The 17,537-nt window shown below is 71.3% G+C and carries 12 protein-coding genes and 3 pseudogenes; 7 read left to right on the top strand and 8 right to left on the bottom strand.

From position 1 onward, the window contains the following. Nucleotides 1–261: 261 nt before the first annotated feature. The 4 genes and pseudogenes from JF597_RS36870 to JF597_RS36855 all read right to left on the bottom strand — a co-directional run. On the bottom strand, nucleotides 262–1,131 hold the full coding sequence (locus JF597_RS36870) for an ABC transporter substrate-binding protein (protein ID WP_294005800.1): 870 nt from the start codon (nucleotides 1,129–1,131) through the stop codon (nucleotides 262–264). A 69-nt stretch (nucleotides 1,132–1,200) separates the two neighbouring features. Beyond that, complete coding sequence (locus tag JF597_RS36865) at nucleotides 1,201–1,956, bottom strand: SDR family oxidoreductase (protein ID WP_294005798.1); 756 nt, start codon at nucleotides 1,954–1,956, stop codon at nucleotides 1,201–1,203. Beyond that, nucleotides 1,953–2,633, bottom strand: coding sequence for a TetR/AcrR family transcriptional regulator (locus JF597_RS36860; protein WP_294005796.1), 681 nt, complete (start codon nucleotides 2,631–2,633; stop codon nucleotides 1,953–1,955). The genes JF597_RS36865 and JF597_RS36860 overlap by 4 nt, the downstream gene beginning before the upstream one ends. A gap of 249 nt (nucleotides 2,634–2,882) precedes the next feature. After that, nucleotides 2,883–3,005 (bottom strand): annotated as a pseudogene (locus JF597_RS36855) (succinyl-CoA--3-ketoacid-CoA transferase); the annotation flags it as partial. A 342-nt stretch (nucleotides 3,006–3,347) separates the two neighbouring features. Here JF597_RS36855 and JF597_RS36850 point away from each other — a divergent pair. From JF597_RS36850 to JF597_RS36835, 4 genes are all read left to right on the top strand, one after another. Beyond that, nucleotides 3,348–4,403: a maleylacetate reductase gene (locus JF597_RS36850; RefSeq protein WP_294005794.1), complete on the top strand. Its 1,056-nt coding sequence runs from the start codon at nucleotides 3,348–3,350 to the stop codon at nucleotides 4,401–4,403. A gap of 70 nt (nucleotides 4,404–4,473) precedes the next feature. After that, a complete protein-coding gene (locus tag JF597_RS36845; protein ID WP_294005792.1) occupies nucleotides 4,474–5,343 on the top strand; it encodes a dioxygenase in 870 nt (289 codons plus the stop codon). A gap of 49 nt (nucleotides 5,344–5,392) precedes the next feature. Next, on the top strand, nucleotides 5,393–5,881 hold the full coding sequence (locus JF597_RS36840; RefSeq protein ID WP_294005789.1) for a flavin reductase family protein: 489 nt from the start codon (nucleotides 5,393–5,395) through the stop codon (nucleotides 5,879–5,881). Nucleotides 5,882–6,015: 134 nt separating this feature from the next. Next, complete coding sequence (locus tag JF597_RS36835; protein WP_294005787.1) at nucleotides 6,016–8,244, top strand: LuxR C-terminal-related transcriptional regulator; 2,229 nt, start codon at nucleotides 6,016–6,018, stop codon at nucleotides 8,242–8,244. Nucleotides 8,245–8,272: 28 nt separating this feature from the next. Here JF597_RS36835 and JF597_RS36830 read toward each other — a convergent pair whose 3' ends face one another. Further along, complete coding sequence (locus JF597_RS36830; protein WP_294005785.1) at nucleotides 8,273–9,799, bottom strand: 4-hydroxyphenylacetate 3-hydroxylase N-terminal domain-containing protein; 1,527 nt, start codon at nucleotides 9,797–9,799, stop codon at nucleotides 8,273–8,275. A 157-nt stretch (nucleotides 9,800–9,956) separates the two neighbouring features. On the opposite strand from JF597_RS36830, the gene JF597_RS36825 reads away from it, so the two are divergent. The 3 genes from JF597_RS36825 (at nucleotide 9,957) to JF597_RS36815 (ending at nucleotide 14,901) form a co-directional block, all read left to right on the top strand. Continuing rightward, entirely contained in the window at nucleotides 9,957–12,803 is a 2,847-nt protein-coding gene (locus JF597_RS36825; RefSeq protein ID WP_294005782.1) for a LuxR family transcriptional regulator, read from the top strand. A gap of 236 nt (nucleotides 12,804–13,039) precedes the next feature. Then, the gene (locus JF597_RS36820) at nucleotides 13,040–13,240 is read left to right on the top strand and encodes a hypothetical protein (protein ID WP_294005779.1); all 201 of its coding nucleotides are present in this window, start codon (nucleotides 13,040–13,042) and stop codon (nucleotides 13,238–13,240) included. 77 nt (nucleotides 13,241–13,317) lie between these two features. Next, nucleotides 13,318–14,901, top strand: a complete 1,584-nt coding sequence (locus JF597_RS36815) for an FMN-binding glutamate synthase family protein (protein ID WP_294005776.1) — start codon at nucleotides 13,318–13,320, stop codon at nucleotides 14,899–14,901. Nucleotides 14,902–15,313: 412 nt separating this feature from the next. On the opposite strand, the gene JF597_RS36810 is transcribed toward JF597_RS36815, so the two are convergent. The 3 genes and pseudogenes from JF597_RS36810 to cysD form a co-directional block, all read right to left on the bottom strand. Further along, entirely contained in the window at nucleotides 15,314–15,763 is a 450-nt protein-coding gene (locus JF597_RS36810) for an ATP-binding protein (RefSeq protein ID WP_294005774.1), read from the bottom strand. Nucleotides 15,764–16,005: 242 nt separating this feature from the next. Further along, nucleotides 16,006–17,115, bottom strand: a pseudogene (locus JF597_RS36805) (GTP-binding protein); the annotation flags it as partial. Further along, a pseudogene (cysD, locus tag JF597_RS36800) lies at nucleotides 17,115–17,537 on the bottom strand (sulfate adenylyltransferase subunit CysD); the annotation flags it as partial. The pseudogenes cysD and JF597_RS36805, both read right to left, overlap by 1 nt.

Genomic DNA, 17,537 nt, shown 5'->3' with positions numbered 1-17,537 from the left:
TGGGCCGCCATCGCGGTATTGCTCCGCCCGTCCGTGCGGGCGGGCACGATCGCGGCCCGCTGGGCCAGGCCCTGCGCCGTCGTCCGGCGCGGGGCCCAGTCCCGCAAGACCGACCGCTCGTCACCGGACAGCACGACCGGCTCCAGCCTGGTGTCCCCATGCCTTCAGGACACCGCCCCCGGCCACCTCGCGACTGCCGAACGCCCGAATCCGGGACGGAAGGCGGCTCATGAGGCGAGACCAGAACTCAAGCCCCGGACACTAGGGGGCGGTGCGGTAGAACTCGGCCGCGGTGACGGCGGCGGGCACGCCGAGTTCGGCGGCGACCGCGGTGATCGCGGCCTCGCCGACCGCGAGGTCCACCTGGCCGTCGGTGGTGTAGTGCGGGGCGATGAACGTGTCGTAGTGTGCCCTGACCTCGTCCGGGGTCTGTCCGCCGAGGAACGTCTGCATGTGCCGCACCGTGGTGTCGGGGTCCTCGTGGATCACCTTCAGGGCCCGCCGGTGTGCTCGCAGCACGGCCTGCACCGCCGGGTCGGCCGGGTCGGTGTAGGTGGTGTCGACGGCCAGGCCGACGGTGGGGATCTGGAAGTGGTCGCCCACCCAGGCCAGCACCTGCCAGCCGTGCTCGGCGGCCACCGCCTCCGGCGCCATGGTGCTGCCGACCAGTGCGGCATCGATCTCGCCGGTGCGGAGCCGACGCAGGTCCATGCCGTAGTCGCCGGGAGCCCGGACGATCGTCCGGACGTCCCGGTCCGGATCGAGGCCTGCCCTGCGCAGCACGATCCGGGCGAAGCACCCGGGGGCCGTGTGCGGGGCGTGCACCGCCAGCCGCCGGCCGGCCAGGTCGGCCAGGGAGCTCAGACCGGGGCGGGCGAGGAACCAGAACAGCGGGCGATGGGTGTTGACCGTCAGCCCGACCCAGCGAGTGCCGTCGGTCAGCCGGGACAGCAGTGCCCGGCCGAGCCCGATGGTGGCACCGCCGCGCAGTCGCTCGTCGCCCCAGGTGCAGCCGTCGCGAAGCGCGACATGGACGCCCTCGTCGGCGTAGAAGTCCTCCTGGTCGGCGATGTAGGCGGCCAGCTCCTCGTGCAGGCCCCGCCCGACGTAGGCAAGATCGATCGTGTACATGAATACGTTCCCTTGATCGTGTCACCGGCACTCGCCCGTGACGGCCGCAGGCGCCGCGGCGGCGAAGCGTCAGTACATGGCCATTCCGCCGTTGACCGCGGCGGTGGTGCCGGTCATGAAGGCGTTGCCCTCGTCGGCGTAGAAGGCGACCGCCAGGGCGACATCGGCCGGGTGTGCCAGGCGGCCCAGGGGAGTGGCGGCCACCTGCCGCTGCCTCGTCGCGTCGTCGAGCACGGCATCGGCGGTACGGGACTCCACCGGTCCGGGCGAGACGACGTTGACCGTGACGCCCTGCGGACCCAGTTCCTGGGCGAGATACCTGGCGAACTGCTCCAGCGCCGCCTTGGACGTGCCCAGGGCGATCATGCCGGCCCGGGGCCGGCGGCTGAGACCGGTACCGAGGTAGATGATCCGGCCCGAGCCCTGTTCGGTCATGTGGGGCAGGACGGCCTTGGTGACCGCGTACGCCGCGTGCATCTCGGCGTCGAGCTTGCCGCCCAGTTCCTCCCAGGTCATGTCCTGGAACGACTTGACGGCATACGGGATGAGCGCGTTGTGCACGAGCACGTCGACGCCGCCCCACGCGCCCTGGACCCGCTCGACCATGGCGTCGACCGCGGCCGCGTCGCGGACGTCGGCCTGCACGGCCATGGCCCGGCCGCCGGCGGCCTCGATGCCGGCCACGAGCTCCTCGGCCGCCTTGGTGTTGCTGAGGTAGTTGACCACTACACGCATGCCTCGCTCAGCGAGAACACGTGCGGTGGCCGCGCCGATTCCGCTGCTGGCCCCCGTCACCAGGGCCACCCTGTCGGCTGTCCCGGTCATGGGCTCGCCTCCTTGTCGTCGTCACGGGCTGCCGGAATGGCCGCCCCGAGTCGTGCGTCGTCGCCGGTGCGGGTGGGGCGGATCGCTCCGTAGAGCACGGTGTCGACGGTGGCCCGCAGCAGATCCGCCGCGGTCCAGTCCAGAGCGTGCGGCAACCGGGAGGTGAACAGGCGCTCCAGCGCGCCGCGAGTGATCTCGAAGAGCAGTTCGGGAGGCGCCGCCAGCAGCCCCTCCCGGTGACCGTGGCGGAACAGTTCGTCGATGCGCCGGTAGATCACCGTGTCCACGCGTTGTTCCACGTACTGGCGCAGCATCGCGTCGCCGCCGCGTCCGGTGGCGAGCTGGGCCGCGCCGATCCGGCCGAGCTCGGTGCCCGCGGCGACCAGGAACCGCTGGACCCGTACATCGAAGGGCTGCCCTTCCGTGCCCTCGGCTGCGGCAGCCAGAGCGTCCTCCACCGCCGCGAACTGCCGGTCCAGCACCGCGGCCAGCAGGCTGCGCTTGTCCGGGAAGTGGCGATAGATCGTTTTCTTGCTCATCCCGAGCTCACGAGCGAGTTCGTCCATGCTCACGGGCGCGAAGCCCGGCGTGAACAACAGCCGACCGGCCGCCTCCACGATCACATCGACACGCCGCTCGTCACCCTCGGAAACTCTCGAAACTGAGTTAGTTTCCATAGTTTCCATCCTGGATACCCGTCTCCGTGCTGTCAAGACATGCCGTCACCCGCGTCCTCAGGCCGCCCGCAGGCTCGAGGACGGCCATGGCCGTCCCCGCCGGCAACGGCGGCGATGCCAAGGATTCGCGTCAGCGTTCGAGAGCGAGTCCTTGCCCCCGTGCCGCTGTGGCGGGTGGCCACCTTCCGCCCCGGGGGTCGAGGGCGGGGGAGAACTCGGGCCGTTCGGCGACGCATCCGAGTGCCTCGGCTCGTACAACGCCCCGACCAACACACTCGGGACACCACTCGGCCCGAACCCGCCCGCCACCGGCGAAGCGCCCTCCGGCACATCAGCCACCGCCTCCCCGGCCGCGGCGACCACTTTATCCATAGCTTTTCCCGCTGCCTCTCGCCAATTGCGGACGCGCCGGGAATTTTCGGTAAGGAAACGAACCGTGAAATTAGGCCGGGCTCGGCGACGGCCTTCGAGCACGAAGCGAATCGCGGGCCCGTCAGTGCACCCACGCTCCAACGCCCCGACCCGGCCGACCATCCCACAGATGAGTGATACCGCAAGCGCTCCCTGGGGCATGGGGATGCTCAGGCTCGCGCGATCAGGGTATTCCCGCGGGGTCACCCGTCATCTTTCATGGATTCCGTTGACGCGCAGCATTTCCGTGGCGAGGCTTCCTTTCCACCGATGAAAAGGCGCGGCAGGACCGAGGGAATCATCATGAAGACATTCGTGCACCGGGGACAGATCACCAAGGTGGTCTTCGGCAGCGGAACGCGGTGCCGTATTCCCGAGGAGGCCGGTGCCCTCGGATGCCGGCGGGTGCTCGTGCTGTGCACGCCCGACCAGGCCGACCAGGCCGCGCAGGCGGGTGATCTGCTGGGAGCCGCAGCCGCGGGAACCTTTGCCGAGGCCGCCCCGCACACCCCTGTCGAGGTCACCGGGAGGGCGGTCGCCTACGCCCGGTCCGTGGGAGCCGACTCGGTGCTCGCCGTCGGCGGCGGATCGACCATCGGCCTGGGCAAGGCGATCACCGCCCGGACCGGCCTCCCGCAGCTGGCACTGCCCACCACCTACGCCGGCTCGGAGATGACACCCATCCTCGGAGAGACCGAGGGCGGCAGGAAGACGACCCGGCGGCTGGCGGAGGTACTGCCCAGGACGGTCGTGTACGACGTCGAGTTGACGCACACGCTTCCGGCGCCGGTATCGGTGGCCAGCGGCATCAATGCCATGGCGCACGCCGTGGAGGCTCTCTACGCGCAGGACCAGGACCCGGTGGCCTTCCTGATGGCCGGTGAGGCACTCGATGCCCTCGCCCGCTCCCTCCCCGTGATCGCGCGCCGCCCGGACGACGCCGAGGCACGTGCCGACGCCCTGTACGGCGCGTGGCTGGCCGGGACCTGTCTGGGCACGGTCGGCATGGCCCTGCACCACAAGGTGTGCCACGTGCTGGGCGGCACCTTCGGACTGCCGCACGCCGAGACCCACACGGTCGTCCTGCCGCACGTCGTCGCCTACAACGCCCCGGCCGTCGGCGCGGCCATGGCCCGCCTCGCGCGGGCACTGCCGGGGGACGACCCCGCCGGCGCCCTGTTCGACCTCGCCGGGCGGCTCGGCGCACCCAGGGCCCTGCGGGACCTCGGCATGCCCCGATCGGGGATCGAGCAGGCGGCCGAACTCGTCGTGCGGGACGGCTACTGGAATCCGCGTCCCGTGGACCGCAGCGCGGTCCACGCCTTCCTGACCCGCGCGTGGGCCGGTGAGACGCCATGAACGCCACCGGAGCATCCGCGTCCACAGACCGACTTCGTCGGTGAACACTCCATCACCCCAGGGGCATGCCATGCGTGATCTGACCAGCGACACCATCACGGGGGCCGTGATCTCGACCATGAGGGACACCACGGACCCCCGCCTCGCGGAGATCCTGGACTCGCTGATCCGCCATCTCCACGCCTTCGTCCGCGACGTCGGACTGACGGAGGGCGAGTGGGCCGCGGGAGTGGACTTCCTGACGCGTACCGGGCACACGTGCACGCCGGCGCGCCAGGAGTTCATCCTTCTCTCCGACGTGCTGGGCGTCACCATGCTCGTCGATGCCCTGAGCAACCGGCGTCCCGCCGGCGCCACCCAGAACAGCGTCCTGGGCCCCTACTTCAGGGAGGACCGGCCACAGCACTCCGACGCCGCGGACATCTCCGGCGGCCTGCCCGGCACTCCGCTGTTCTTCGAGGGGCGGGTCGTGGACCACGAGGGAGCGCCGGTGGCCGGCGCCGGTGTGGACGTCTGGCACAGTGACGCGGACGGCCACTACGACATGGAGGTGCCCGGCCAGGCCGACCCGGCCATGCGCGGGCTGTTCCGCACCGACGAGACGGGGAGCTTCGGCTTCCGCTCCATCCGGCCGGCCAGCTACCCGATCCCCGGCGACGGTCCGGTCGGCGAGTTCATGAGTGCCACCGGCAGGTCGCTGATGCGTCCCGCCCATGTGCACGTGCTGGTCGAGGCGCCGGGATTCCAGCGTGTCACCACCATGCTCTTCCCCTCCGACGACCCGTACCTCGACACGGATCCGGTGTTCGGGGTCAAGCAGTCACTGCTGGAGTCCTACGACACGTACGCGGCCGACGCGGGTCCTTGCCGCGGCCTGACCGACGTGCCGTACACCCTGCTGCGCCGGACGTTCGTCCTCGAACCCCTCCCCGCGAACTGACTTCGCTGTCGCACACCGACGTTCCCCTGACTCTCACGGAGGTCCTCCGATGTCCGAAACCCCCGACACGACAGTCGATTTCCGAGCCACGATGGGTCGGCTCGTCACGGGTGTCAGTGTGATCACCACACGCTCCGGGAGCACCCCCATAGGGATGACCGCGAGCGCCGTGTCCGCCCTCTCGCTGGCCCCGCTCCAGCTCCTCGTGTGCATCGGCAACCACCTGTACACGCGGAGGGCCATCGCCGAGCACGGCCGCTTCGCGGTCAACGTGCTCGGCGAGGACAGCGAGGCTCTGGCGCGGAACTTCGCCGTCTCCAAGGCGGACAAGTTCGCGGGCGTCGAGACCATCGACGACCACGGTGTGCCAGTGCTGAAGGACGCCATCGCGGCCGTCGTGTGCGATGTCGCCGAGGCGCTCGCCGGCGGCGATCACACCATCTTCGTCGGTGCCGTCCGCTACTGCACGCACCAGGTGGACAGCCGGCCGCTGGTCCACTTCGCCGGCGGCTTCGACGCGCTCAGGGCCTCGCACTAGGCCCCGGCGGCGACCGAGGTCCCCGTGACCGGACCGGCCACCCCCGACGCCCCCGACGCCCGGCTCCCGCAGGCGAGCCAAGGCCGTCGGGGGCTACCGCCCGTCCCGACCCACTCCACGGAAAGTGCAGTGCCATGACCAGCTCCGCCCCAGCCTTCAAGCTGCGTCCTCCGGTCCAGCCCCCGCATCTTCTGACCCGTCCGCGACTGCTGCAACGGCTCGACGCGGCGACCGAACCCGTGGTGGTGCTCTCCGCGCCGGCCGGTGCCGGGAAGACGGTGCTGCTGACCGAGTGGTCACGGGACCTGGCGGCTCGCGGCGAGTGCGCCTGGCTCAGTCTGGACGCCTGCGACAACACCCCGGACCGGCTCTGGGCGGGCGTTCTGCGTGCGCTGCACGAGGCGCGACCGGACCTGCCAGGCCACCTCGACGGCGGCGGCTGGACGACCGCGACCTGGCTCGACGAGACCCTGCCGGCCCTGCTGACCGGGCTGGACGCGACGGGACCGCTCACCCTGATCCTCGACGGACTGGAGTCCGTCACGGACGCCGACGCACAGCGCACCCTGGCGGACTTCCTGACCGGACTGCCGCACGGATTCCGCGTCGTCCTGTCGACCCGGCACATTCCCGGGAGCCCGCTTCCGGCCCTGCGCGCACGGGGCCTGACCGCCGAACTCGACCAGTACGACCTCGCCTTCACCCCGGACGAGGCACAGTCGGTGCTCACCGGTCTGCTCGGCTGCGCTCCCACGACGGAGAGCTCTCGGACCCTCCACGAGGCCACCGAGGGATGGGCCGCCGGACTGTCCCTCATGGGGCGCGCCCAGGCGCGCGCCGGGAACCCGGCCGACACGGAGGGGACTTCGGCGCGGGGCAGGCGGATGGTCACCGACTACCTGACCGGTGAGGTTCTCGACCGGCTCACCACCGAACAGCGCCGGTTCCTGCTCCGTACCAGCGTGCTCGACGAGCTGAGTACCGGTCCGTGCCAGGCTCTCGCCGGTGACCGGGCGGGCGTCCTGCTGCGCGAGCTCGCACGAACCGTGCAGCTTCTGGTACCCGTCGCCGCCGGGGCGTCGGCGTACCGCCATCACCGGGCGCTGGCCGCACTGCTGTCCGACGTCCTCGAATCCGAAGGATCGGACACGGCCGCGGCCCTGCACCGGACGGCGGCCGAGTGGTACGCACGGCAGGGGCGGACGACCGAGGCCGTACGGCACTGGACACTGTGCGGAGACGAGTCCGCGGCCGTAACCGCGGTCCTCGACGGGTGGGAGAAGGCGATCTCCGCGGGCCAGGGAGCCCGCGTCTCGCGGTGCCTGGACATGCTGCCGCACCGCACGGTGGCCGCAGACGCCCGACTGTGCGTCGTGGCGGCGATGACGGCCCTCGCGAAAGGCGCTCCCGAAGCGGCCTGCCGCTGGCTGGACGTGGCACTGCTCAGGCAGACGGGAGCCCGGACCGCGCAGACCGTCGGCGAGGGCGGCACGGTCCGCGACGCGGCGGCCGTCGCCCGGGCCATGGCCTGCTGCCTGAAGGGGGAGGTCCTGACGGCCGACCGGCTCGGCGCGTCCGCCGTCACCGGCACGCTGCCGCTGACCTCCTGGCGCGCCCTGGCCGGCACCGCCCGCGGCGCCGCTCTGCTGTGGACCGGCCGGTACGAGGAGGCGGAGGTGTTGCTCGGCGAGGCGACCCGCGACGCGCACGCGGCCGGGCACGGCCTGGCACTCGTCCGCGCGCTGGGTCTGCGGAGCCTGTGCGCACTGCTGGCGGGACGCCGCGAACCGGCACGCGTCCTGAACGACGAGGCGCTCCGGGAGATCGCGAGGGCCGGGCTGGACCGGCACTTCGTCTCGATGCCCGCCCGTGTCGGCCGGGCATGGATCCTTCTCCAGGAGACCCGCCTCGACGAGGCCGAACAGGCACTGGCCGACGCGGAAGCGGCGCTGACGGGCCCGCTCCGGACGGAGGGCGAACCCCATGTGCATGCGCTGCGGCACTTCGCGCGGTGGCGGTTGGCGAGTGCGCGGCGCGACACGAACGCGGCACGCGCGGCCCGTGCGGCGGCCGAGCGGGCGGCGGCCAGATGCGAGTCGCCCGGCATCCTGACGGAGCTGCTCGCCCGAGCGGAGGGGGCCGTGGCCGTCCCGCCACCGGCCCCCCACCCCCGGGACCTGTCGACGGGGGAACGCCGCGTGCTGCGTGCGCTGTGCGGCTCGCTGACCCTGCGTGAGATCGCCTCCGAGCTGTACGTGTCCCACAACACCGTCAAGACACAGGTCCGCGCGATCTTCCGCAAGCTCGACGCCCACGACAGGAGCGAAGCGGTCGCCAGGGCCCGGGAGTGCGGGGTGCTGTGATCCGGGCCCGTCCGCCGCTCCTACGCTCCTACGCGCCCTGGCGTGCGGAGTCCTGGCGCCGGGCATAGGTCGCCTGGGCCTGGTAGGAGCTCTCCTCCTCGTCGCTCACGTTCTCGATGCCGCAGACCCTGCGCGCGAGGTCCGCCATGGCGCCGTTGGGGGACATCTCGGCGCGCTTCATGGTGAGCGTGCGGATGGCCAGCAGGGGAGTGCCGTTGAAGTTCTCGAACACTCCGATGCGGTCGCCCCAGTCCGACAGGAACATGTCGCGGATCACGCGGCTGATCTTGAGCCGGTCGTGCGGCCTGCCGACCGGCCCGGTCTGCAGCGCCTCCAGCCAGGGCCTGAGTTCGGGCTGCCGCCACTGTCCCTCGGTGGGGTAGATCAGCGCGGCACGGCCGGCCAGGTCGATGAGCTCGTGCACCATGTCGGTGATGTGCTCGATGTAGTACGCCCGCCCGAAGTCGAACATCAGGACGTTCGGCTTGAAGATGCCGCCGGGTGTGAAGAAACCCTGGGCCTCCGAACCGACCACATGCGCCTTCAGCGACTGGTGGAAGCCGGCGAACCTGGCTATCCGGGCCTGGACGGGCGGCAGCTGGTAGGTGCCGATGTGCTCGGTGATCAGCAGGGCCAGGCCGAGCATCAGCTCGGCCTTCACCATCGCCCGCACCAGCGAGTGGTAGTGCAGCCAGTCGAAGACGCGCTGCGGGTACAGCGACGCGTGCTGGGGGTTGCCGATGTGGAAGACGCGGTTCCAGGGGATGAGCACGTCCTCGAACACGATGATGCTGTCCAGCTCGTCACCCTGCGAGGCCAGCGGGTGCTCCACGTCCTCGCCGTCCCGTACGTTGCTCTCGCGGCAGACGACGGTGACCCCGGGGGTGTTGGGCTTCACCGCGCCGTAGATGATCTGCTCCGCGACGATACCGGGGCGGAAGAAGACACCGATGTGGATCCAGTCGCCGAAGGCCGCGCCGGTGCTGATCGCCTTCACACCCCGCACGGTGATGCCCTCGTCCGAGGTGGCGACCACCCGCAGGGCCGGGGAGTCGGCCTGGGCGGAGTCGCGGGAGCGGTCCGCCTGCGGGTCGACGAAGGCCGGCGTCGCGTTGAGGTCGCCGTCGCGCACCTCGTTCCAGAAGTCGAGGAGCCCGGCGGTGAGGTCCCTGCCGTCGGTCCCGACGGACTGGCTGCTCCAGGGCTCCGGGTCGTCCACGTAGGTCAGCAGGACGTAGTTGTTGACGTCCGGGGTGCGCGGGACGGCCCCGCCGCCCAGTTCACGCTGCACCGTCTCCAGGTACTCCCGCTTGCGGCGGAGGTCGTCCGCGGAGCGGTGCTGGAACCAGGTCATGGACCGCCGTACGCCGTCCTCGTCCACGAACGTCATGACGTCCTGGAGATCCGGGCGGTGGTGGAGGTCGTAGAAGGCCGCGAGACTCCGGGCGTACGCCCGTGTCTTCGGGTGCGTGGCCACGTTGTCGACGAGTTCGTCACCGACCCACACCTTGCGGCCGTCGTCAAGCGCCGCCAGGTATTCCTTGCCTGTACGCACGTTGTGCTCCTCTCCAGAGCAGAGATCCGGATGCCACGGAGCATGCGCCGCGACAGGGTGAGCCGAGGGCCCGGAAGGAACGTTCACCCGGGTGAAAGCCGTGGTCACCGGGGAACCGGCGTTGAGGACGGCTGCGACCCTGCGCCATGCTTGCCCCATGCACCGCACAGACCCCGACGACGCCGAGGGGCGTGGGAACCGGGCCACGACCGGGCTGCGGCTGCGGGGACGCGACCGAGAGGTCATGGCAGCCCGTGAGGCACTGGACATGGTGCGCGGCGGACGGGGTGCCTGTGTCGTCGTGGAGGGCTCGGCCGGCGTCGGCAAGAGCCGGTTCCTCGCGGAGCTGGACGAGATGGCACGGCGATCCGGGTTCGACGTGGTCTCGGTACGGGCCGACGAACTCGACCAGTACGCGGCAGGAGCCGCACTGCAGTTCGCCCTGCACCCCTCCGCCGGCTCCCGCCGAGCCCTCGCGGCCGCCGACGACCAGCGGCTATGGCTGCTGGACAGCATCGCGGACGCCCTGGAGGAGCGTGCTCAGCGCGCGCCGGTGGCCGTGCTCGTGGACGACGCCCAGTGGGCCGATCCCGCCACGCTCTTCGTCCTGCGCACCCTGCCCGGACGGCTGGCCGCCTCGCGGATCCTGTGGGTGCTGGCGGTACGGTCGGACGCCGAGCGGCCGATCGTGGCCAGGGTGCGGGAGGACCTCGAACGCCTGGGCGCCCGATGGCTCATCCTGGGCCCCCTGCCGCAACGGGAACTCCAGCACATCGCGGCCGACGTCCTGGGGGCGACGCCGTCACCCGGACTGACCAGGCTCCTGCGCGGCGTCGCGGGCAACCCCTTTCTGGCCATCGAACTGGTACGCGGCTTCGCCGACACCGACGGCGCCAGGATCGAGGGGGGCGAGACGGGCCTGCCGGGTGACGGCATTCCCGTCAGCTTCCGCCGCAGTGTCGGCGCGCGGGTGGACCGGCTCCCCGAGGACGCCGTACACCTGCTCCAGATCGGCTCCGTCCTCGGCCGTGAATTCGACCTCGGCACGGCCGCCCGGATGATGGGCCGACAGGCGGGCAGCCTGCTGTCGGGTGTCGCCGCCGCCCTGGACGCCGGTCTGCTCTCGGCCGACGGCCCGCGACTGGCCTTCCGCCACGACCTCACCCGACAGGCGGTCCACGACAACCTCCCCCTGGCCGTGCGCACCGTGCTGCACCGCGAGGCGGCCGACACCCTGCGCGGCACCGGCGCGCGCTCGGCGGAGGTGGCCTGGCACGTCGTGATGTCCGGCGGACCGGTCGACGACCACTCCGTGACCACCCTGACCACCGCCGTACGGGACCTTTCGTCGTCGGCCCCCGACGCGGCCGCGGATCTGGCCCAGCGGGTCGCCGGCCTGCTGCCCCCGCACGACCGGCGCCGGATCGACCTGCTGACCGACGCCGCCGAGTACCTCGGCCGTACCCGCCGGGTCCACGAGGCGCTCGACCTGGTCGATGCCACGCTGCCGGAGGGCCTTGACCCCCTCCAGGAGGCGCGGCTGCGGCTGGTGGCCGCCGAGATCCACCAGGCCGCGGGCGACGACGTCGCCGCGATGACACACCTCCAGAAGGCCCTCGACCTGCCCGGACTGCCGTCCGACCTGCGGGTCCGGCTGCTGAAGACCAAGGCGACGGGCCACATCTACCTGGGGGACATCGCCGCTGCCGAGCAGACCGGGACCGGGCTGGTCGAGGCCTCCTACCGCAGCGACGATCCGGCCGTCGTCGTCAGCGCCGTGGTGTTCCAGTCGCAGGCGTTGTTCTACCGCGGCCGTCTGGCCCGCGCCCTCGAACTCGCAGAGGAGGCCACCCGGCGCGCCGGCACCGAGTCCGCCGCGCTCTATCTGCGGCCCCCGCGGATTCCGGCACTGTGGCTGGCCACCGTGTTGACCGTCACCGACCGTCTGGCGGACACCGAGCGGACCCTGCGCGAGGGACAGCGCGAGGCGGAGGCGCTGGGCCTGGGCTGGTCACTGCCCCACTGGCACGCCGCCCGCGCCTGCGCGCTCCTCGAGCAGGGCGCGCTGGACGACGCGGCCGTGGAGGCCGAGGCCAGCCTGACGGTGGCGGACGAACTCGAGATCACGCTGCTGAATCCGCAGGCCCGCGCGATCCTGGCGCTGGTGGAGATCAGACGCGGCTTCCTCGCCAGGACCAAGGACCACCTCGGCACCGCGGACACCTGCTCCGGCGCGCTCACCCAGCGGTACGGCCCCTGGGTGTCACTGGCCCGCGCCTGTCTGGCGGACGCCGAGCGTGAACCCGGCGCGGCGGCGGTACTGGCGGAGAGCTTCGCGAGTCACGAACCCGCGCGCCTGCTGACACTGCCCCCGTCCCACTGGCCCGAGATCGTGCGCATCGCGCTCCGCGGCGGGGACACGGCCCTCGCCCGGACCGTGTCGGGCGCACTGCTCGACCTGGCCGCGCAGGACGAGAGCCGGCAGATCATCGGGGCCGTCCGCGCCCATGTGGACGGCCTGCTGCATCACGACTCCGGCGCGCTGGCGTCCGCCGTCACCGGCTACCGGAACAGCGGCAGGCCGTTGGCCCTGGCGGCGGCCTGTGAGGACCTCGCCGAGCTGATGACGGAAGCAGGCGACACCGCGTCGGCGATCCCGTACTTCGAAGAGGCGGGCCGCCTGGCATCGGCCTGTGGCGCCGAACGCGACCAGGAAAGGATCAGAGGACGCCTGAGACGGCTCGGTGTGCGTACGGCCCCCGTGCGCACCCACACGGTCGGCCCCCAGGGGTGGGCGGACCTGACCGAATCCGAGCGCAGACTCATCCCGCTGGTCGTCGAGGGTCTGACCAACCGGGCCATCGCCGACCGGCTCTACGTGTCCGTGCACACCGTCAGCACCCATATGAAGCACATCTTCGCCAAGCTCGGCATCAACTCGCGGGTCGAGCTGACCCGGGTGGCGATCGAGCGGGGCGGCGGCGCCGAGGCGGCGGCCGACTGACCGGCGCACCTTTCGCGGCCGCGGAGGCCGGGATCCCCTGAATGGGTGACGCCAGAATCCGGCCGGGCCGACGACGCCCGAGGTGACGGCGCAGACGAACGGTCGGCCGCCGTCCGGACCCCTCCGATGGGGCTCGCCGGAGCGACCGGCTGAATCACCAGATCATGCGATGCGCTCGTATCCATACAGATCAACACTTTTTGTGTCGGCGATTGCCGGTACAAGGAGGAATGGCAATGGAAAAGCTCGTACGGCGCATCGCAACCGCGGCCGCTGCTCTCGGCGTCGTCGCAGGCGCCGTCCTCGCAGCCGGAGGTATCGCGGCGGCGGCCGCCCTTCCATCGGCGGCTTCCGCCCCTGCCGGAGCGACCGCGGTCGCGGAGACGCACGATCCCTGGATCCGGGGCCAGCTCGTGGCGTTCGGGTACGTCCGCTGACCCGCGGGCCGCGCATCGTCAACCACTCGACCTCGGGCGGAGGCTCGCCCGCACCAGGAAAGACATACCTTCCGCACATGATCAGAACCGCAGTGGTCGGGGCCGCCGGGGCGGCAGCGATCGCCCTTGGTACCACGGCATCGATCGTCTCCCCATGGTGGTGGCCGGCCGCCGCGCTGTGCGCGGCGATATCCGGAACGGGCACGCACGACCTGCTCCAAAGACGCCACTCAATCCTGCGCAACTATCCGGTACTCGGGCATGCCCGCTACATGCTGGAGTCGATCCGGCCGGAGTTGCAGCAGTACTTCGTCGAGCGCAACTACGACGGCCGGCCGTTCGACCGGGATGTGCGCAGCCTCGTCTACCAACGCGCCAAGGGCGACGAAGCCGAGCTTCCGTTCGGGACCGAGCGGAACGTCTACGCCGAGGGATACGAGTACTTCGAGACCTCGATCAGGCCACTGCCGGTCGGTGTGGAAGAACCCCGGGTCCGCATCGGCGGCCCGGACTGCACCAAGCCCTACGACATGTCCTTGCTGAACGTCTCGGCGATGAGCTTCGGTTCGCTGTCCGCCAACGCCGTCCTCGCCCTCAACCGGGGGGCGGCCCTGGGGGGCTTCGCCCACGACACCGGTGAGGGCGGCCTGTCGGAGTACCACCTGCGCCACGGCGGTGACCTGGTCTGGGAGATCGGCACCGGATACTTCGGCTGCCGCACCGCGGACGGTGGCTTCGACCGTGCGAGGTTCGCCGAGAGGGCAGCTCACGACCACGTGAAATGCGTGTCGCTCAAGCTGTCCCAGGGAGCCAAGCCCGGCATCGGGGGAGTGCTGCCGGGGGAGAAAGTGACGGCCGAGATCGCCCGGGTGCGCGATGTTCCCGAGGGACGGACCGTCATCTCGCCCGCCTACCACCAGACCTTCGGAACGCCCCGCGAGCTGATCCGGTTCATCGCCGAGATGCGGGAGCTGACAGGGGGCAAGCCGGTCGGCTTCAAGCTGTGCGTGGGCTCCCGGCGAGAGTTCCTGGCCGTGTGCAAGGCCATGATCGAAGAAGGCACCGCGCCGGACTTCATCATCGTGGACGGAGCGGAGGGCGGTACCGGAGCAGCCCCGCTGGAGTTCGCCGACCACCTCGGCAGTCCGCTCACGGAAGGACTCATCACCGTCCACAACGCCCTCGTCGGCACTGGCCTGCGGGACCGGATAAGGATCGGGGCCAGCGGCAAGGTCGCCACCGGAGCCGACATCGTCAAGCGCCTGGTGCAGGGGGCCGACTTCACCAACTCGGCACGCGCGATGATGTTCGCCCTCGGATGCATCCAGGCGCAGAGCTGCCACACGAACGCCTGCCCCGTCGGCGTCGCCACCCAGGACCCGCGCCGTGCCCGCGCGTTGAACGTCCAGGACAAAACGGCGAGGGTGCACCGATTCCAGGCCGCGACCGTGAGGAGCGCACAGCAGATCATGGCCTCTCTCGGTGCGCGCGAACCCGCCGATCTGCGCCCGCACATGCTGCAGCGGCGGCTGGACCCGGTCACGGTCCGGTCCTATGCGGAGCTCTACGAATGGCTGGCCCCGGGGCAGTTGCTGATCGACCCGCCCGAGTCCTGGGCGGCGCACTGGAAGGCAGCGGATCCCGACTGCTTCGGCCCCTGACATGCCCCGCGGGCGAGCGATAGCCCGCTCTTCCGGCGACAGCCGCACAAGGAGTGTGTTGCACGATGAGCGCCACGCGTAGTGCCCCTGCCGACCCGCAGGCCGAATCGGAGCGGGCCGCGTCCTGCCGCACACACCCGCCGGAGTGCGAGAGCGGCACCGCTGGTCTCGACTCTTCGCACAGTGCGCCGAGTCGGATGTTCGCTCGCGGACTCGATCCCTGGCTTTCGGCGTGGCTGGCGGCCGGGCAGGAGAGCCCTGGTGAACCGGCGTAGGAATCCCGGCGCTCGCCGGATCCGAACTCGGGCCCCGCTCCGGCGATTCGCCCGAGCCACGGACCGATCCTGGGCCGGGTCGTTCTTCCCCTCACCGCAGGAGCGGCGCCGGAACCCGACGCCCACCGCCGGACCGGCTACGCCGGCCGCCACTGACGCGGTACTGCAGGAAGCCTGAACCACACCGCCTTGCCGGACTCGGTGGGGCGGTGACCGCAGGACGAGCTCAGGGCGCGGATCAGCAGCAGGCCGCGCCCGCCCTCCTGCATGGGGTCGGGCTCCTCGATCACCGGACGGGTGAGATGGCCGGGCGGTGCCGGGTCCGGGTCGTGCACCTCGACCTTGCAGCCCCCCGGTACCAGCTCGACGACCAGCTCTATCGGCCCCCTGCCGGCGGTGTGCTCCACGGCGTTGGCGACCAGTTCCGCCGTGAGCAGCTCGGCGGTGTCGGGGTCGGCCGCGTGGTCCGCCTCCTCCATCGCCGAGCGCACCAGGGCACGGGCGACCGGCACGGCCGCGACGGTGTGCGGCAGCGCGATACGCCAGGAGGGGGCGGAAGGTGGTTCGTACACGGCGATTCCGTTCATGGCGCAGGCGATCACTGCTTGTCCTGCTTTCAACTGTAGGAATGGTACGGGTCCCGTCCCGGACGCTGTCGGCGCCCCCCTGACGGGACCTTCGTCCCGGTAACGGGTGGCTTACCCCGCCGGTGGGCCCGTCTCTCACATCCGGCTCCGCTGTTACCGCGTTATTGACACGCCGTGACCTTGTGACGCGGTACATACGAAAGAGCCCCCGGTTTCCGGGGGCTCCTCGACAGCAGCAGGGGTCAGCCGAGCTCGACCATCCCCGCGGTCAGCGTCGCGCCGTCCGCCGGGTCGATCAGGATGAACGCGCCGGTACGGCGGGAGACCGCGTAGGCGTCCAGCGGCAGCGGCTCGGCGCTGCGCAGGGTGATCCGGCCCAGGTCGTTGACGGTCAGCTCGGCCGCGCCTCCCAGGTCCCGGACGATCGCCTTGACGGTCCGGGCGGCGTGCTTGAGCAGCACCCGGTCGCCGACCCGCAGCGGCCGGTCGGCCAGATGGCACACGGCCGCCGTCACGTTCTGGGTGAGCACCGGTCCCTGCGGGCCCGCGGTGATCATGTCACCGCGCGAGACGTCCCGCTGGTCGGAAAGGCGTACCCCGATGGACTGCGGGGCACGGGCCGCCTCGGCGGCGGCGCCGAGCACGTCGATCGCCGCGATCGTGGAGGTGGCCCCGGACGGGTGCACGGTGACCCGGTCGCCGATGCGCAGCGAGCCGGAGACCAGCTGGCCCGCGTAGTGACGGACGTCACCGTGCCGGATGACGTACTGGACCGGGAAGCGGGCCGGGGCGTCGGTGGCGTCCGCGGCGACCGGGACGTTCTCCAGGAACTCCAGGAGCGCCGGGCCGTCGTACCAGTCCATGTGCGCGGACGGTTCCACGACGTTGTCACCCACCAGCGCCGAGACCGGGATCGCGGTGACCTCGGGCAGACCCAGCTCGGCGGTCCGGGCGGTGAAGTCGGCGACGATCCGCTCGAACTCGGCCCGCCCGTAGCCGACCAGGTCCATCTTGTTGACGGCGAGGACGACGTGCGGGACGCGCAGCAGGGCGGCGATCGCGGCGTGCCGGCGGGTCTGTTCGACGACGCCGTTGCGGGCGTCGACGAGGATCACGGTCAGTTCGGCGGTGGAGGCGCCGGTGACCATGTTGCGGGTGTACTGCACGTGGCCGGGGGTGTCGGCGAGGATGAACCGGCGCCTGGGGGTGGCGAAGTAGCGGTAGGCCACGTCGATGGTGATGCCCTGCTCGCGTTCGGCGCGCAGGCCGTCGGTGAGGAGGGCGAGGTCGGGGGTGTCCTGGCCGCGGTTGAGGGAGGCCTGTTCGACGGCCTCCAGCTGGTCGGCGAGGACCGGTCTTCCATCGCGGCCTCGGAGAGCTTGTCGTCGGCACGCGTGGCGCCGCGTTCGGTGAGCCGGGAGGCGGCGATCTCGGCGATCACCTTCTCGATGCTGTCGGCGTCGGAGTCCACCGCGCCCGTGCAGGACATGTCACCGACGGTCCGGTAGCGCACCTGGCGCTTCTCGACGGTCTCGGCGCCCTTCGGGCCGCCCCACTCGCCGGCGGTCAGCCACATGCCGTTGCGCTGGAAGACCTCGCGCTCGTGGGCGTAGTAGATCTGCGGCAGCTCGATGCCCTCGCGGGCGATGTACTGCCAGACGTCCAGCTCGGTCCAGTTGGAGAGGGGGAAGACGCGGACGTGTTCGCCGGGGGCGTGCCGGCCGTTGTAGAGGTTCCACAGCTCGGGGCGCTGGCGGCGGGGGTCCCACTGGGA

It is taken from the genome of Streptomyces sp. (assembly GCF_019510245.1).
Classification (GTDB): domain Bacteria; phylum Actinomycetota; class Actinomycetes; order Streptomycetales; family Streptomycetaceae; genus Streptomyces.
The sequence above is the reverse complement of the archived record's forward strand: the minus strand, read 5'-3'. Positions and strand labels throughout refer to the sequence as shown.

Coding starts and splice junctions, on each gene's coding strand:
- JF597_RS36870 (WP_294005800.1), bottom strand. CDS start 1,131: ATGTACACGATCGATCTTGCCTACGTCGGGCGGGGCCTGCACGAGGAG.
- JF597_RS36865 (WP_294005798.1), bottom strand. CDS start 1,956: ATGACCGGGACAGCCGACAGGGTGGCCCTGGTGACGGGGGCCAGCAGC.
- JF597_RS36860 (WP_294005796.1), bottom strand. CDS start 2,633: ATGGAAACTAACTCAGTTTCGAGAGTTTCCGAGGGTGACGAGCGGCGT.
- JF597_RS36850 (WP_294005794.1), top strand. CDS start 3,348: ATGAAGACATTCGTGCACCGGGGACAGATCACCAAGGTGGTCTTCGGC.
- JF597_RS36845 (WP_294005792.1), top strand. CDS start 4,474: ATGCGTGATCTGACCAGCGACACCATCACGGGGGCCGTGATCTCGACC.
- JF597_RS36840 (WP_294005789.1), top strand. CDS start 5,393: ATGTCCGAAACCCCCGACACGACAGTCGATTTCCGAGCCACGATGGGT.
- JF597_RS36835 (WP_294005787.1), top strand. CDS start 6,016: ATGACCAGCTCCGCCCCAGCCTTCAAGCTGCGTCCTCCGGTCCAGCCC.
- JF597_RS36825 (WP_294005782.1), top strand. CDS start 9,957: ATGCACCGCACAGACCCCGACGACGCCGAGGGGCGTGGGAACCGGGCC.
- JF597_RS36820 (WP_294005779.1), top strand. CDS start 13,040: ATGGAAAAGCTCGTACGGCGCATCGCAACCGCGGCCGCTGCTCTCGGC.
- JF597_RS36815 (WP_294005776.1), top strand. CDS start 13,318: ATGATCAGAACCGCAGTGGTCGGGGCCGCCGGGGCGGCAGCGATCGCC.
- JF597_RS36810 (WP_294005774.1), bottom strand. CDS start 15,763: ATGAACGGAATCGCCGTGTACGAACCACCTTCCGCCCCCTCCTGGCGT.